Origin of the sequence: Arthrobacter sp. 2RAF22, assembly GCF_052115325.1 — a bacterium.
Taxonomy (GTDB): Bacteria; Actinomycetota; Actinomycetes; order Actinomycetales; family Micrococcaceae; genus Arthrobacter.
The window spans coordinates 130,366-145,275 of the sequence record NZ_JBFRGL010000001.1 but is presented as its reverse complement, the minus strand read 5'-3'; the positions used below and the strand labels follow the sequence as shown (position 1 = coordinate 145,275).

General features: G+C 64.3%; 12 protein-coding genes. 9 read left to right on the top strand and 3 right to left on the bottom strand.

The features are described 5' to 3' along the window. Positions 1-27: 27 nt before the first annotated feature. On the bottom strand, positions 28-3,840 hold the full coding sequence (locus AB4068_RS00670; RefSeq protein WP_284988436.1) for a multifunctional oxoglutarate decarboxylase/oxoglutarate dehydrogenase thiamine pyrophosphate-binding subunit/dihydrolipoyllysine-residue succinyltransferase subunit: 3,813 nt from the start codon (positions 3,838-3,840) through the stop codon (positions 28-30). 543 nt (positions 3,841-4,383) lie between these two features. On the opposite strand from AB4068_RS00670, the gene AB4068_RS00665 reads away from it, so the two are divergent. The 5 genes from AB4068_RS00665 (at position 4,384) to AB4068_RS00645 (ending at position 9,882) form a co-directional block, all read left to right on the top strand. After that, complete coding sequence (locus tag AB4068_RS00665) at positions 4,384-5,856, top strand: hemolysin family protein (RefSeq protein WP_307053591.1); 1,473 nt, start codon at positions 4,384-4,386, stop codon at positions 5,854-5,856. Beyond that, positions 5,853-6,923 carry a hemolysin family protein gene (locus tag AB4068_RS00660; protein ID WP_059387599.1) on the top strand — a complete coding sequence of 357 codons (1,071 nt, stop codon included), beginning with the start codon at positions 5,853-5,855 and terminating at the stop codon, positions 6,921-6,923. The genes AB4068_RS00665 and AB4068_RS00660 overlap by 4 nt, the downstream gene beginning before the upstream one ends. 95 nt (positions 6,924-7,018) lie before the next feature. Continuing rightward, positions 7,019-8,011 carry a metal ABC transporter solute-binding protein, Zn/Mn family gene (locus AB4068_RS00655; protein ID WP_307053592.1) on the top strand — a complete coding sequence of 331 codons (993 nt, stop codon included), beginning with the start codon at positions 7,019-7,021 and terminating at the stop codon, positions 8,009-8,011. Between the two features lie 119 nt (positions 8,012-8,130). Next, positions 8,131-8,964: a metal ABC transporter ATP-binding protein gene (locus AB4068_RS00650; protein WP_370872698.1), complete on the top strand. Its 834-nt coding sequence runs from the start codon at positions 8,131-8,133 to the stop codon at positions 8,962-8,964. Then, positions 8,965-9,882 (top strand): metal ABC transporter permease, encoded by a 918-nt coding sequence (locus AB4068_RS00645; protein ID WP_441432443.1) that lies wholly within the window; start codon positions 8,965-8,967, stop codon positions 9,880-9,882. Here the strand turns inward: AB4068_RS00645 and AB4068_RS00640 are convergent. Then, on the bottom strand, positions 9,879-10,361 hold the full coding sequence (locus AB4068_RS00640; RefSeq protein ID WP_441432442.1) for a Fur family transcriptional regulator: 483 nt from the start codon (positions 10,359-10,361) through the stop codon (positions 9,879-9,881). The genes AB4068_RS00645 and AB4068_RS00640 overlap by 4 nt on opposite strands. Before the next feature lie 108 nt (positions 10,362-10,469). Here AB4068_RS00640 and AB4068_RS00635 point away from each other — a divergent pair, with 108 nt between their 5' ends. Next, the gene (locus AB4068_RS00635; RefSeq protein WP_441432441.1) at positions 10,470-11,126 is read left to right on the top strand and encodes an MBL fold metallo-hydrolase; all 657 of its coding nucleotides are present in this window, start codon (positions 10,470-10,472) and stop codon (positions 11,124-11,126) included. A 15-nt stretch (positions 11,127-11,141) separates the two neighbouring features. On the opposite strand, the gene AB4068_RS00630 is transcribed toward AB4068_RS00635, so the two are convergent. Next, positions 11,142-12,230, bottom strand: coding sequence for a PLP-dependent cysteine synthase family protein (locus AB4068_RS00630; RefSeq protein WP_441432440.1), 1,089 nt, complete (start codon positions 12,228-12,230; stop codon positions 11,142-11,144). Positions 12,231-12,345: 115 nt separating this feature from the next. Here AB4068_RS00630 and AB4068_RS00625 point away from each other — a divergent pair, with 115 nt between their 5' ends. From AB4068_RS00625 to AB4068_RS00615, 3 genes are all read left to right on the top strand, one after another. Next, entirely contained in the window at positions 12,346-13,200 is an 855-nt protein-coding gene (locus AB4068_RS00625) for a sulfurtransferase (protein WP_441432439.1), read from the top strand. Positions 13,201-13,278: 78 nt separating this feature from the next. Further along, positions 13,279-14,460, top strand: a complete 1,182-nt coding sequence (locus AB4068_RS00620) for an NAD(P)-dependent alcohol dehydrogenase (protein WP_441432438.1) — start codon at positions 13,279-13,281, stop codon at positions 14,458-14,460. Continuing rightward, positions 14,457-14,885 carry an HIT family protein gene (locus AB4068_RS00615; protein ID WP_306960950.1) on the top strand — a complete coding sequence of 143 codons (429 nt, stop codon included), beginning with the start codon at positions 14,457-14,459 and terminating at the stop codon, positions 14,883-14,885. The genes AB4068_RS00620 and AB4068_RS00615 overlap by 4 nt, the downstream gene beginning before the upstream one ends. Positions 14,886-14,910: the final 25 nt, after the last annotated feature.

Genomic DNA, 14,910 nt, shown 5'->3' with positions numbered 1-14,910 from the left:
CAGCCGGGCGGCCTTCTCTTTTGAGGGTTACTTGCGTTCGAATGCCTGCTTGAGCAACGTGGCCTGTTCAGCGCTGTGGCGCTTCATCGAACCGGCTGCCGTAGAGGCCGATGCCGGACGCGAAACGAGCCGGACCTTGCGGTCCAGTGCCTGCGGCAGGTTCAAGCCGATGAACGGCCACGGACCCTGGTTGGCGGGTTCGTCCTGCGCCCAGACGATGTCGGCGTTCGGGTACTTGGCCAGTTCCGCCTCGAGCTGGGCCTGGGGCAGCGGGTACAGCTGCTCCAGGCGGATGATCGCAGTCGACGTGTCGCCGGTCTTCTGCCGGTTCGCCAGAAGATCGTAGTACAGGCGGCCGGAAACCAGGATCACGCGGTCAACGCTCTGTGCCTGAAGGGGCTCGTGTTCGCCGATGACCGGCTTGAAGCCGCCCGTGGTGAAGTCCTCCACCGCTGAAGCCGCACCCTTGAGGCGCAAAAGCTGCTTCGGAGTGAAGATGATAAGCGGCTTGCGCGGACGGCTGTAAGCCTGCCGGCGCAACAAGTGGAAGTGCGAGGCGGCCGTGGTGGGGTTCGCCACGATCATGTTGTCCTCGGCACAAAGCTGCAGGAAGCGCTCGATGCGTGCGGACGAGTGGTCCGGTCCCTGGCCTTCGTACCCGTGGGGCAGCATGAGCACGAGCGAGGAACGCTGGCCCCACTTTTGCTCGGCCGAGGAGATGAATTCGTCGATGATGGTCTGTGCACCGTTGACGAAGTCACCGAACTGGGCCTCCCACAGCACCAAGGCGTCCGGGCGTTCCACGGAGTAGCCGTACTCGAAGCCCATGGCCGCGTATTCGGACAACAAGGAGTCGTAGATCCACAGCTTGGCCTGATCCCCGCTCAGGTTGCCCAGCGGCATCCATTCGCTGCCGTTGGCGCGGTCGTGGAACACGGCGTGACGCTGAACGAACGTGCCGCGGCGGGAGTCTTGGCCGGCGAGGCGGACGGGGACGCCCTCCATGACGAGCGAACCAAAGGCCGCGATCTCGCCGAAGCCCCAGTCGATGCCGCCTTCGCGGGACATCTGCTCACGCTTCTCCAAGAGCTGCTTGAGCTTGGAGTGGACCGTGAAGCCTTCCGGAATATCGAGGTGCGCCTGGCCGATCCGCTGCAGCATTTCGGCTGAAATGGCGGTGGTGGCCGGCGCGTTGGTGCCGAAGTCCGCCTGCTGGGCGATGGGACGCTCGATGTCCGACACCGCGGCGGAATCCGCCGTGATGATCGGGATAGGCGAAGTCTGTGCGGCGTGGGTCTCCGCGAAGACGCGTTCGAGGCGTTCCTGGTAGTCGCGCAGCAACTGTTCGGCTTCGTCCTCGGTGATGTCGCCACGGCCGATGAGGGATTCCGTGTAGAGCTTGCGGACGGAGCGCTTGGCTTCGATGAGGTTGTACATGAGCGGCTGCGTCATCGAGGGGTCGTCGCCCTCGTTGTGTCCACGGCGGCGGTAGCACACCATGTCCACAATGACGTCCTTGTGGAATCGCTGGCGGAACTCGTAGGCCAACTGCGCGATGCGCACCACGGCCTCGGGGTCGTCGCCGTTCACATGGAAGACCGGAGCCTGGATCATCTTGGCCACGTCGGTGGAGTACGTCGAAGAGCGCGACGACGACGGTGCGGTGGTGAAGCCGACCTGGTTGTTCACGATGATGTGGATGGTTCCACCGGTGCGGTAACCGCGCAGCTGGGACAAGTTGAGCGTTTCCGCGACAACGCCCTGGCCTGCAAACGCGGCGTCGCCGTGGACCATGATGGGCAGCACGGGGAACGCCTCGCCCTGGTCCAGCCGGTCCTGCTTGGCCCGGACAATGCCTTCAAGCACGGAGTCAACCGCTTCGAGGTGGGACGGGTTGGCGGCGAGGTAGACCTTGGTCTCATTGCCGTTGTCCGACGTGAACGTGCCCTCGGTGCCGAGGTGGTACTTGACGTCGCCCGAGCCCTGCACCGAGCGGGGGTCCTGGGTGCCTTCGAACTCGCGGAACACCTGGGCGTACGTCTTGCCCGCGATGTTGGTGAGCACGTTGAGGCGGCCACGGTGGGCCATGCCGATCGCGACTTCGTCGAGTCCGTCGTCGGCGGCGTCGGAAATGATGGTGTCCAGCAGCGGAATCAGGGATTCCCCGCCTTCGAGGGAGAATCGCTTCTGGCCCACGAACTTGGTCTGCAGGAAGGTTTCGAAGGCCTCTGCTGCGTTGAGCTTGGATACGATGCGCAGTTGCTCTTCGCGGCTCGGCTTGGAGTACGGGTGCTCCACCTGGTCCTGGAACCACTTGCGTTCTTCGGGTTCCTGGATGTGCATGTACTCAATGCCCGTAGTGCGGCAGTAAGCGTCGCGGAGGACGCCCAGGATGTCGCGGAACTTGAGCATCGGCTTGCCGCCGAATCCGCCGGTGGGCCACTCGCGGTCCAGGTCCCACAGGGTGAGGCCATAGGTCAGCACGTCGAGGTCCGGGTGCTTGCGCTGGACGTATTCGAGGGGGTTCGTATCTGCCATGAGGTGGCCGCGGACCCGGTAGGAGTGGATCAACTGCTGGATCCGGGCAACCTTGTTGATTTCGTCAGCGGGGTCGACCTGGAGGTCGGGGCTCCAACGGACGGGCTCGTAGGGAATGCGCAGCGCTTCGAAGATCTCGTCGTAGAAGTTCTGGGCACCGAGGAGGAGCTGGTGGACGAGCTTGAGGAACTCGCCGCTTCCGGCACCCTGGATGACGCGGTGGTCGTACGTGGACGTCAGCGTGAGGATCTTGCTGATGGCGTTCTGGGCGATGATCTTCTCGCTCGCGCCTTGCCACTCGGCCGGGTAGTCGAGGGCTCCGACGCCGATGATGGCGGCCTGGCCCTTCGAGAGCCGGGGCACGGAGTGCACGGTGCCGATGCCGCCCGGGTTTGTCAGGGACACGGTGGTGCCGGCGTGGTCGTCCGCCGTGAGCTTGCCGTTGCGCGCGCGCTTGATGAGGTCTTCGTAGGTGTGCCAGAACTCCGCGAAGTTCATCGTTTCGGCCTTCTTGATGTTGGGAACCATCAGGAGGCGCGTGCCATCGGGCTTGGGCATGTCAATGGCGATGCCGAAGTTGACGTGCGCGGGCTGCACGGCAACGGGCTTGCCATCCACTTCGTCGTAGTACACGTTCATCGACGGGAACTGGGACAGTGCGCGGACCACTGCGTAGCCGATGAGGTGGGTGAAGGAAACCTTGCCGCCACGGGCGCGGGCAAGGTTGGAATTGATGACAACGCGGTTGTCGATCAGGAGTTTGGCAGGAACGGCCCTGACGCTCGTGGCGGTAGGAACCTCAAGGCTCATGACCATGTTGGACGCAATGGCCTTGGCCGGACCACGGAGGACGGAGACGACGTCCTCTTCCGGCGGGGTGGGAGCTTTGGTGCTCTTGGGAAGCTGTGCCGGGATCGGCTGGGACTGGCTGCCGTCGGATGGCTTCTGCGCGCCGTCCTTGGCGACAGTGGCCGGTGCCTTCTTGACCGGTGCCGCGGGAGCAGCCGGAACAGGTGCGGGGGCGGCGGGGGGAGCTGCCGGGGCAACCACGGGCGCGACCGGCGTCATTGCCGTTGCGGCGGCCTGTGCCACGACAGGAATTTCGCGAGTGGGAGGGTTGGCAGGGGCTGCTGATGTTCCGTTGGAAGAAGTGCCGTCAGCGGTATCGAAGGACTCGAAAAGCGGCCACCACTTGGCGTCGACCGAATTCTTGTCCTGTTGGTACCGCTCGTACAGTTCGTCAACGAGCCACTCGTTTCCGCCAAATTCCTCGGGTAGACGGTGGCTTGGCTGCTCTGGCACTTGAAATACGCCTCTTCCATGAGTGTTGATTTCCAGCTGGCCCGGGGAACTGCAGGGGGGTGCAAGGCGAGCCAGGGTCCGGGTCCCGCGAACTCAGACCCTAGCCAGTCTAGTGACGAGCGGCGGCTATCTGCCAATAGTGGTGACCTAAATCATGCTGAAGGCGGGATGGCCCGGCTTTTGCGTCCGGAGGGGGCTCATCTTTCCCGGGATTTTCCGGTCGTTTGCTGCGTCGCAGAGCCCGGCCCTGGCCGGTGAAGTCGCGTGAAGCCGCGTCTCGGCCGGACTGTAGACTTGAATTCTTATGGACAGTAATTCTAGGTGCCGGCCTGGGAGCTGCAGGGGAAGCCGTTCGGCAATCTCCGCGCAGCGCACCCGCCGAGCCGGCAATACCCGTACACATGCCCATCGCACTCCGGATCTCCTGGCCGGCCGGTCGGCGGATCGCTCATCCGCTGCGTCCGACCAACCCCCGCCGGGCCAACCAGCCTGTAGCCCTCCTGGTGCCCTGCTCCTGCCCTCCGCACGATCCGGCGGCCTCTAATGGAGTGGCTTTTCCTTCTCGCCGGCGTGCTCCTGATTCTGGGCACCGGCTTCTTTGTAGCCGTCGAGTTCTCACTCGTGGCACTCGACCAGTCAACGGTCCAAAGAGCGGTCGACGGCGGCGACCACGCCGCCGAGGCGTTGCTCAGATGCCTCAGATCCCTTTCTACCCAGCTCTCGAGCTGCCAATTGGGGATCACCCTCACCACCTTGCTGACCGGCTTCGTCATGGAGCCATCGGTCGGCTCCCTCTTGCACGGACCGCTTCTTTGGGCCGGGCTGCCTGAGGCTGCTGCCCAGTCCTTGTCGCTCATCCTGGCCATGGCCTTCGCTACCGGCTTGTCGATGCTGATCGGCGAACTCGTTCCCAAGAACATGGCCCTGGCCTTGGCATTTCCGCTCGGCCGGGCGCTGGCCCGCCCGCAACTGATGTTCACGGCCGTGTTCAAGCCCGCAATCATTGTGCTCAATGGCTTCTCGAACAAGGTGCTCAACCTTGTGGGACTCGAGGCCAAGGAGGAGATCTCTGGCGCGCGCTCGCCTTCTGAACTGGCCTCCCTGGTGCGCCGTTCGGCAGAGCTGGGAACCCTCGACGCCGGGACGGCCAACTTTGTTGCCCGGACCTTGAATTTCTCGGCGCGTACGGCGGCCGACGTCATGACCCCGCGCATCCGCATGGAAACCATCGACGCCGACCAGCCCGTGTCGGACATCATCGAAGCGGCCCGGCGGACCGGGTATTCGCGCTTCCCGGTCATCGGCGAATCGGCCGATGACATCCGGGGCGTGGTGCACATCAAGAAAGCCGTGTCAGTCCCGTCGGAACGCAGGAGCCGGCTGGAGGCCGGAGCCATCATGTCCGAAGTCCTGAGCGTTCCCGAGACCATCCATCTTGACGCCCTGCTTTTGGAACTCCGCGAGGGCAACCTGCAACTCGCCGTCGTGCTTGACGAGTACGGCGGAACTGCGGGGATCGCCACCCTTGAGGACCTGGTGGAGGAAATCGTCGGCGAGGTGGCGGATGAGCACGACAGGGTCCGGCCCGGATTGCTGCAGAGCGCCTCGGGGGATTGGTATTTTCCCGGATTATTGCGTCCGGACGAGGTCAGTGAACAGATCCCGGGCCTCACGGTTCCCGACGACCCCGCCTACGAAACCGTGGGTGGCTACGTCATGAGCCAACTTGGCCGGATCGCGATGGTCGGCGACGTCGTCGAGGCCGGCGGCGGCACGCTGGCCGTCACCCGGATGGACGGCCGCCGGATCGACCGCATTTGTTTCCACCCCACGGCGCCCGACGGTGACGCCGACGACGACGAAGGCACCGAAATTGGCACAGCGGAAAGCGATTCGAACGGATGGCAAAGCAGGAAGCAGGCCAGCAAGCGGTTGAGCAAGGGGTCCGGCGGTTCTGCAGGCGATGCCGTAGGCAACCCCGTGGCCAAAACCAGCCGTAAAGGACGTGCCGCATGAGCGACTGGGCAGGAATCCTGTGGCTCGTGGTGCTGTTGATCGGCAACGCCTTCTTTGTCGGCGCCGAGTTTGCCGTAATGTCTGCGCGCCGCAGCCAGATCGAGCCTTTGGCCCAACGCGGGTCAAAGCGCGCGCAGACCACCCTCTATGCGATGGAACACGTCTCGCTGATGTTGGCGTGTGCCCAGCTTGGCATCACGGTGTGTTCTTTGCTGATTCTCCTCGTGGCCGAGCCTGCCATCCACCATTTGCTGGGGGCACCGCTGGAGTCCGTGGGCGTCCCGGTTGAATTGGCGGATGTCATCGCGTTTGCGGTTGCCTTGCTCGCGGTCACCTTCCTGCATGTCACCTTTGGCGAGATGGTCCCCAAGAACATCTCTGTTTCGGTCGCAGACAAGGCGGCTTTGCTTCTGGCGCCGCCGTTGGTCCACGTGGCCCGCTTCGTGAAGCCCGTCATCTGGACGCTGAACTGGCTGGCCAACCGCATCCTTCGCTTGATGAAGATCGAGCCCAAGGACGAGGTGACCTCCTCCTTTACCCTCGAGGAAGTGCAGTCCATCGTGCAGGAATCGACCCGTCACGGGCTGGTGGACGACGACGCCGGCCTGCTGAGCGGCGCTTTGGAGTTTTCCGAGCACACCGCTGCGCACATCATGGTGCCGCTGGACAAACTCGTCACGCTCAAGCCTGGCTCGACGCCGCGGCAACTCGAGAAAGCGGTCAGCCGCACCGGTTTCTCACGCTTCCCCGTGTTGGACGACGACGGTGAGCTGACCGGCTACCTTCACATCAAGGATGTGCTTTCCATTCCCGAGGAAGGGCGCCGCTATCCGATCGCGGAAAGCCGGATCCGGTCCCTCGTGAACCTCGCACCGGAGGACGAGATTGAAGATGCCATGGCCGTGATGCAGCGGACCGGCTCGCACCTGGGTCGCGTGGTGGGGACGGGCGGTGCGACTCTGGGGGTGTTGTTCCTGGAAGACGTCATCGAACAGCTTGTGGGCGAGATCCGCGACGCCACCCAGGCCAGGGGAATCCGACGGCTGGGCGGAACGGAATCAGCGTAACCTCCTGCTGGCCTCCAACGGGGCCGGCAGGAGCCGCCCAAAATTCTAAATAGGAATCATTCCCATTTGCGGGTACACTCATGGAGTCCCCTGTTGTGCTTGATTCGGTAGATCCGAGGTTTTCCGTGCGTCGTGCCGCCGCCCGCCTTTCCCTTGCCGCCCGCCTTTCGCTTGCCGCTTCCGCGGGCCTGGCAGTCCTGCTTTCCGCATGCGCGGCACCCGCCGCGACGGCGCCGTCGTCGCCCTCCGGGGTGATCGACGTAGTGGCCTCCACCAGCGTGTACGGCGACATCGCCAAGAGCGTCGGCGGTGACAAAGTGTCAGTCACCTCCATCATCAGCAAGACCAGCCAGGATCCGCACTCCTACGAGGCAAGCACCCAGGACAAGCTGGCCGTCTCCAAGGCCCAATTGGTGATCGACAACGGCGCGGGCTACGACGACTTCTTCAGCAAGCTGGCCGATGACAGCAAGGTCGCGGCGGACAAGACCCTTACCGCCGTCAACGTCTCCGGGCTCCTTCCCGCGGCCACGGCCGGCACATCTCCCTCAGCGGTGCCGGAAGGGTTCAACGAGCACGTCTGGTACAACTTCGACGCGATGGCGAAAGTGGCCGATGCTATCGCTGCGAAGCTCGGAAGCCTGAACCCCGCCGATGCCAAGACCTTCACCGCCAATGCCGACAAGTTCAAGTCTTCGCTGACCGGACTCAGCGCCAAAGTCGCAGCGATCAAGGCTTCCAAGGGTTCCGCTCCGGTAGCGGTTACAGAGCCCGTACCGGGGTACTTGCTTGAGGCTGCGGGCTTGGAGAACAAGACGCCCGAGGAATTCAGCCACGCCATTGAGGTCGGCTCGGACGTTCCGCCGGCAGCGGTCAAGGAAACGAGCGATCTGATTTCCTCGAAGTCGGTTCGCTTCCTCGCGTACAACGAGCAGACCGCCAGCGCTGAGACGGAAAAGCTGAAGGCCGCGGCAACTGCTGCCGGCGTCCCGGTGATCGGTTTTACCGAGACACTTCCCGAGGGCAAGGACTACGTTGCCTGGATGACGGACAATGTGGGCAACGTTGCTGCTGCCCTGAACAAGTAAAGGCCTATGCAGATACGAACAGACGGGCCCCGCAATCGTCCTAAGATATACAGGGCGGCTGCGGGGCCCTCCCTGTTCATCCAAGTGCAGGCCGGCAGCGACATCTCTTCGCGAACCCCATGGATCGAGGATTCTTTTTGACACCGGTAGTGAGCCTTCGCGGCGCGGGCCTCCAGTTTGGCCAACGGGCCCTCTGGAAGGACCTCGACGTGGACATCCAGGCGGGTGAGTTCTTCGCTGTGCTCGGCCCCAACGGCAGCGGCAAGACCAGCTTCCTCAAAGTCCTCCTCGGTTTGCAGCAGCTTCACTCGGGGACGGTGACCGTGGCCGGACAGGCCGTGGAACGTGGCAGCCGGAAAATCGGCTATATCCCGCAGCAGAAGTCCTTTGCTCCGGATACGCCCTTGCGCGCCAGGGACCTCGTGGCCCTCGGCGTCGACGGCCACCGTTGGGGCCTGCGGATCAAGGCCAAGGCCGTCAATGAGCGCGTCGACGCCCTCCTGGACTTGGTGGGGGCGAGTGACTACGCCCGCGTACCGCTTGGCCAATTGTCCGGTGGCGAGCAACAGAGGCTCCGGGTTGCACAAGCCCTTGCCGCGGAGCCTGAACTCCTGCTCTGCGACGAACCGCTGCTGTCTTTGGACCTGCACCACCAGCAGGCCGTAAGTGCCCTCATCAACCAGCAATGCCACGAGCGGAACAGCGCCGTGGTGTTCGTGACGCACGAGATCAACCCGGTCATCGACTACGTAGACCGCGTCCTCTACCTTGCCGGCGGCAGGTTCCGCGTGGGAACACCGGAAGAGGTCATGACCACCGAGGTCCTGTCCGAGCTGTACAACAGCCGCGTTGAGGTCATCCGCGCGAACGGCAGGATCGTCGTCGTCGGCCTTCCGGACGCGACGACGCACTACCACGATGACGCCCACGCCGGTGTGGAGGAAGGTCACTAAATGGATCTCGGAAGCATCCTGCACACCATCTTCAACTTTGAAAACTATGGCGAACTGCTGGCCCTGGTCCAGAATTCCATCTGGGCCGGTGCGGTCCTTGGCCTGCTCGGCGGGCTCATAGGCACTTTTGTCATGAAGCGGGACCTCGCCTTCGCGGTGCACGGCATTTCGGAGTTGTCCTTCGCCGGTGCCTCCTTTGCCCTGCTTATCGGGGCGGACATCATTTTCGGTTCGCTCGCGGGATCCGTTGCGGCTGCGCTGCTTCTGGGACTCATGGGCGTCCGGGCGCGGGACAAGAACTCGATCATTGGCGTCATCATGCCGTTCGGGCTAGGCCTGGGCATCTTGTTCCTGGCCCTCTACCAAGGCCGGGCGGCCAACAAGTTCGGGCTACTGACCGGCCAGATCGTCTCAGTGGACACTGTCCAGCTCCAGGTCCTGGCAGGCACGGCCGTGGTGGTCATGCTCGCTCTGGCCGCGATATGGCGCCCGCTCAGCTTCGCCAGTGTGGATCCTGAGATGGCGGAAGCCAGGGGAGTGCCTGTCCGCGGCCTGGCAATTGCCTTCATGGTGTTGCTCGGCGTCAGCGTTGCCTTGTCCATCCAGATAGTCGGCGCGCTTCTGGTGCTGGCCTTGCTGATCACGCCCGCTGCCGCTGCCCTTCGCGTGACCACTTCGCCGCGGCTCGTGGTCTTGTTGAGCGTGGTCTTTGCGATCACGGCCACTGTGGGCGGCATCCTCCTGGCGCTCGGCAGCAGGATTCCCATCAGCCCGTATGTCACCACGTTGTCGTTCCTGATCTATGTGGTGTGCCGGGTCATCGGCAACGTGCGCGTCAAACGGGGGATCAACGGCCGGATCGTCCGTCCCCACGCTGCCGTGGGCCAGGCAGTGGAAGACCAGGCGGTAGCCGGCTAGAGCAGGCCCGCGGCCTTCTTGGCAGTGCACTCGGGGCAGAGCCCGAAAATCTCCACCGTGTGCGCCACTTCGGTGTAGCCGTTCTCGGCAGCCACCCGGGCTGCCCACGTCTCCACCGCCGGAGCTTCCACTTCGACGGCCTTGCCGCAATTGCGGCACAGCAAATGGTGGTGGTGGCCTGTGACCGCGCAGCGGCGGTAGACGGCTTCGCCATCGGCATTTCTCAGGACATCGATCAGGCCGTCGTCGGCAAGTGACTGCAGGATGCGGTAGGCCGTGGCCAGGGACACCGAGACGCCTTGGTTCTGGAGCAGCCGGTACAGTTCCTGGGTGCTCACGAAATCGTCGAGTTCGTCCAGGGCGGCGCTGACGGCCAGGCGTTGCTTGGTGACGCGCTGCTCTTTGACGGCGGGATCCTTGGCATCCGGAAGCGACCGGGCTGAGGGCCCGGACGTGGCGGCATTGGCGCCCTGTGACATTCGTGGACTCATTTCGATGTGGTTGTTCGCAAGTACCAACGTTACCAGCAGGCCACGCTCGGACGCCGGTTCGTGGACACCATTGGAGGCCCGTCCTAGGCTGGCTGCATGAAGCTCACCAAGTTCACCCACGCTTGTGTCCGCCTGCAAAAGGACAGCCAGGTCCTTGTGATCGACCCCGGGACTTTTTCCGAGTCCGAGGAAGCCCTTGCGGGCGCCCACGCGGTGCTGATCACCCATGAGCACGCCGACCACGTGGACGTGGACGCCGTCGTCGGAGCCCTCAAGGGAAACCCAGGGCTGCAGGTGCACGCACCCTCCGGTGTCGCGTCCCGACTTGCCGAGAAGGCGGGCGACGACGGCGAGCGTGTACACGCCGTCGAACCCGGCACCTCTTTTGAAACCGGGGGCTTCGCGATCCGTTCCTTCGGAGGGCAGCATGCCCTCATCCACCCGCAGATTCCGGTGGTGGCCAACATCGGCTACCTCGTGGACGAAAATGTCTTCCACCCCGGGGACTCATTCGTCGTCCCCGATGGCATCGACGTGCAAACCCTGCTGGTGCCCATCCACGCGCCGTGGTCAAAGGTGGGCGAAGTGGTTGACTTCGTGATCGCGGTCCGCGCACCCCAGGCCTACCCGGTCCACGATGGCCTGCTCAACGAACTCGGACGCGGTTTGGTGGAAGGCCACGTAACCCGGATCGGCGCGAAGTACGGTACCCGCTATGCGAGGTTGTCGCCGCTCGAGTCCGTGGAGGTCTAGCTCAGTCTGCGCCGCCTACATGCTGCCTGGCCACGTACCCGTCTCGAAGAAGTCGGCCAGTACGGCCTCGTATGGGGCGGGATCCAGGCCGCGCTCAGCGAGCCAGTCCGGGTTGTAGTAGCTGCCCGCGTAGCGATCACCGGCGTCGCACATGAGTGACACGATGCTGCCGCGCTTTCCCTGGGCCACCATCTCGGCAATCAGTTGGCAAACACCCCACAGGTTGGTTCCCGTGGAGGGCCCGGCGTGCAGCCCGGCCAGCCTGCGCAGGTGCCGCATGGCGGCCACAGAAGCGGCATCGGGGACCTGGATCATGGTGTCGATGACGGCCGGGACGAAGCTGGGTTCCATGCGCGGCCGTCCGATGCCTTCGATCCTGGATGGCATTCCCGTCGTGTAGTCCGAGACGCCGTCGCGCCAGCCGGGGTAGAACGCGGAATTTTCAGGATCGACCACGGCCAGCCGCGTTGAGTGGCAGTGGTACCGCAGGTACCGGCCGATCGTGGCGCTGGTGCCGCCGGTGCCGGCGCCCACCACGATCCACTCGGGCACCGGATGTTCTTCGAGGGCGAGTTGCTCGAAAATCGATTCCGCAATGTTGTTGTTGCCGCGCCAGTCGGTGGCGCGCTCAGCAAAGGTGAATTGGTCCATGTAGTAACCGCCGGACGTCCGGGCAACCTCCTCGGCCATTGCGTAGACCTCAGAGGCGTGATCCACGAGGAGGCAGGCGCCGCCGAACTCTTCGATGAGGGCGATCTTTTCCGGGCTGGTGGTCCGGGTCATCACGGCGATGAACGGAAGTCCGATCAGCCTGGCGAAGTACGCCTCGGACACGGCGGTACTCCCGCTGGAAGCCTCCACGATGGTGGTCCCTTCCGTGATCCATCCATTGACCAGGCCGTAGAGGAAAAGCGAGCGGGCCAAGCGATGCTTGAGGCTGCCCGAACGGTGCGTGGACTCGTCCTTGAGGTAGAGCTGGACACCCCAGTGTTCGGGGAGCGGCACTGCGTAGAGGTGCGTATCCGCCGAGCGGTTGTTCTCGGCTTCGATTCGTCGGATTGCCTCGCTGGCCCATGCCCGGTCCTGGTTGCGTAGAGTGCTCACCGATCCAGCCTACCGGCGGAGGCTGCCGCCCAAGGATAGGCTGGTAGCCGGTCGGCAGCTGCACGGCGGCAGCGTCGCAATCGTTTGGTAGACACAGCAAAACAAAGGAGATTTGATGGCCACGATCATTGACGCAGCCGCACTCAAGGACCGCATGGATGCGGGCAAGCGGACTGTGTTGCTCGACGTCCGGTGGGTGTTGGGCGATCCGCACGGCCATTCGCACTTCCGCCAAGCCCACATCCCTGGCGCGGTCTATGTGGACCTCCATCACGAACTCGCCGATCCCACGGCCGAGGGCCAGGGGAGGCATCCGTTGCCGTCCACCGCTGCTTTGCAGCGGAGCGCCCGTGCCTGGGGAATCAACGACGGCGATACCGTGGTTGCCTACGACGACAGCGGCAGCACTGCCGCGGCACGGTTGTGGTGGCTGCTGCGGGACGCCGGTTTCCATTCCGTCTTCCTGCTCGACGGTGGACTGGGTGCCTGGCGCGCCGCAGGCCACCCGCTGGCGCAGGACGAGCAACCGCCGGTTCCGGGCGACGTCGTGCTTGGACACGGCCACATGGATGCCATCAGCATGGAGGACGCGGCTGACTGGCACAGCCGTGGAATCCTTCTCGATGCCCGGGCGGGGGAGCGCTACCGGGGCGAAATCGAACCCATTGATCCCCGCGCGGGACACATTCCCGGCGCGCTGAGCGCCCCCACCAGCGGAAACCTCGGACCGGACGGCACGTTCCTCCGCGCAGCGCAGCTCCGCAATAGATTTGCTGCCCTGGGCATCGACGAAGGCAGCAAGGTAGCGGTTTACTGCGGCTCCGGGGTGACGGCAGCCCACGAAATCGCCGCCCTCGAAATCGCCGGATTCAGGGCAGCCCTCTTCCCGGGCTCCTTTTCGCAATGGTCCTCGCTCGACGCCAACCCGGTTGTCACCGGTGCAGCGCCGCTAGGCACTCCGAGCCCATGAGTCATGGGTCCGGTGACGCCGGAGGGGTATGGCAGCGCGGAGTGGCAAAAAATCCGCCCGCAGGGGTAGCGTCGAGGCATGACTCCCGGACGCCCCGTTCCTCCGCCCCTTGGCAAGCCGCTCGTCGTGAGTGACGAGACCGCGGAGGCCAGCCCCGCTGCACCCGTGGCCGCGAAAGGCATGCCGACCCTGGCGGCCGCATACGGCGCCACTTCCGCGGAAAGCGGTCTTGTCCCGCTGACAGTGGCCCGCCGCGTTCCCAAGGAAGACGACGTCGAGATCGAGATCGACTTCTGCGGTCTTTGCCACTCCGATGTCCACGCGACGCGGGGCGAATGGGGTGCCCAGAGCTATCCGCTCGTCCCAGGCCACGAAATCGTGGGCCGGGTCCGTCGGGTGGGCTCCGCCGTCGACGACTTCGTGCCCGGAGACCTGGTGGGCGTCGGTTGCTTGGTGGACTCCTGCCGCGAGTGCGATAGCTGCCTCGAAGGCTTGGAGCAGTATTGCGAACGCGGAAACGTCGGCACCTATGGGGTGAAGGATTCCCGGAACGGCGGCGCCATCACCCAAGGCGGTTACTCCACTTCCGTGGTGGTTGACCGCCGCTTCGTGTTGCGCGTTCCCGAGGGCCTTGACCCGGCCGCGGCGGCGCCCTTGCTGTGCGCGGGCATCACCACCTACTCGCCGCTTCGCTACTTCGACGTCGAGGAGGGGGACGTTGTGGGCGTCGTCGGCCTCGGCGGACTGGGACACATGGCGGTCAAGATCGCGAAAGCCATGGGGGCGCACGTGGTGGTCTTCACCACCTCGGATGCCAAGGTCGAGGCGGCAATAGAGCTCGGTGCGGACGACGTGATCCTCTCGAAGGACTCCGAAGCCATGGAAGGCGCCGACCGCACTATCGACGTCATTATCGACACCGTCGCGGCGCCCCATGACCTGAACCCGTACTTCCGGACCTTGCGGCTGAACGGCGCCCTCTTCCAGTTGGGGCTGCCTCCCACCGACATGCCTCCGGTCAGTCCTGGCGCGCTGATCCGGCGGCGGCTCTCCTATGCAGGCTCGTTGATCGGCGGCATTGCCGAGACCCAGGAAATGCTGGATTTCTGCGCTGAGCACGGCGTCGTCAGCGAAGTCGAAGTGGTCACCGCCCGGCAACTCAATGAAGCCTACGACCGCATGGTTGCCGGCGACGTCAAATACCGTTTCGTCCTCGATACCAAGACCCTTCAGCCCCCTTCGGAAAAGGCAGACGTATGAGCACCCTCTTCACCAAGATCATCAACGGCGAGATTCCCGGACGTTTTGTCTGGAAGGACGACGACGTGGTGGCTTTCCTGACCATCGCCCCGCTGACCGATGGCCACACCCTCGTGGTGCCGCGCGAAGAGGTGGACCGCTGGACCGACGTCCCTCCCGAGCTCCTCAACAAAGTCATGTCGGTCGCGCAGACAATCGGCAAGGCACAAGTGGAGGCGTTTGGCGCACCACGGGCGGGACTGTCCGTGGTGGGCTTCGAAGTGGAGCACTTCCACGTGCACGTCTTCCCGGCAACGTCCCTGGCCGATTTCGACTTCGGAACCGTGGAGCACAACCCGGACCCTGCCCGGCTCGACGCGAATGCGGCAAAACTCCGCGCCGGGCTCGTCGCCGCCGGACACGGCGAGTACGTTCCAGCAGATTGAGTTGGGGCAACGCTCGCTCACCTTT

Excerpts from the sequence above, each read along its gene's own strand:
- AB4068_RS00665 (WP_307053591.1), top strand. The coding sequence starts at position 4,384 with ATGGAGTGGCTTTTCCTTCTCGCCGGCGTGCTCCTGATTCTGGGCACC.
- AB4068_RS00660 (WP_059387599.1), top strand. The coding sequence starts at position 5,853 with ATGAGCGACTGGGCAGGAATCCTGTGGCTCGTGGTGCTGTTGATCGGC.
- AB4068_RS00650 (WP_370872698.1), top strand. The coding sequence starts at position 8,131 with ATGGATCGAGGATTCTTTTTGACACCGGTAGTGAGCCTTCGCGGCGCG.
- AB4068_RS00645 (WP_441432443.1), top strand. The coding sequence starts at position 8,965 with ATGGATCTCGGAAGCATCCTGCACACCATCTTCAACTTTGAAAACTAT.
- AB4068_RS00640 (WP_441432442.1), bottom strand. The coding sequence starts at position 10,361 with ATGTCACAGGGCGCCAATGCCGCCACGTCCGGGCCCTCAGCCCGGTCG.
- AB4068_RS00635 (WP_441432441.1), top strand. The coding sequence starts at position 10,470 with ATGAAGCTCACCAAGTTCACCCACGCTTGTGTCCGCCTGCAAAAGGAC.
- AB4068_RS00625 (WP_441432439.1), top strand. The coding sequence starts at position 12,346 with ATGGCCACGATCATTGACGCAGCCGCACTCAAGGACCGCATGGATGCG.
- AB4068_RS00620 (WP_441432438.1), top strand. The coding sequence starts at position 13,279 with ATGACTCCCGGACGCCCCGTTCCTCCGCCCCTTGGCAAGCCGCTCGTC.
- AB4068_RS00615 (WP_306960950.1), top strand. The coding sequence starts at position 14,457 with ATGAGCACCCTCTTCACCAAGATCATCAACGGCGAGATTCCCGGACGT.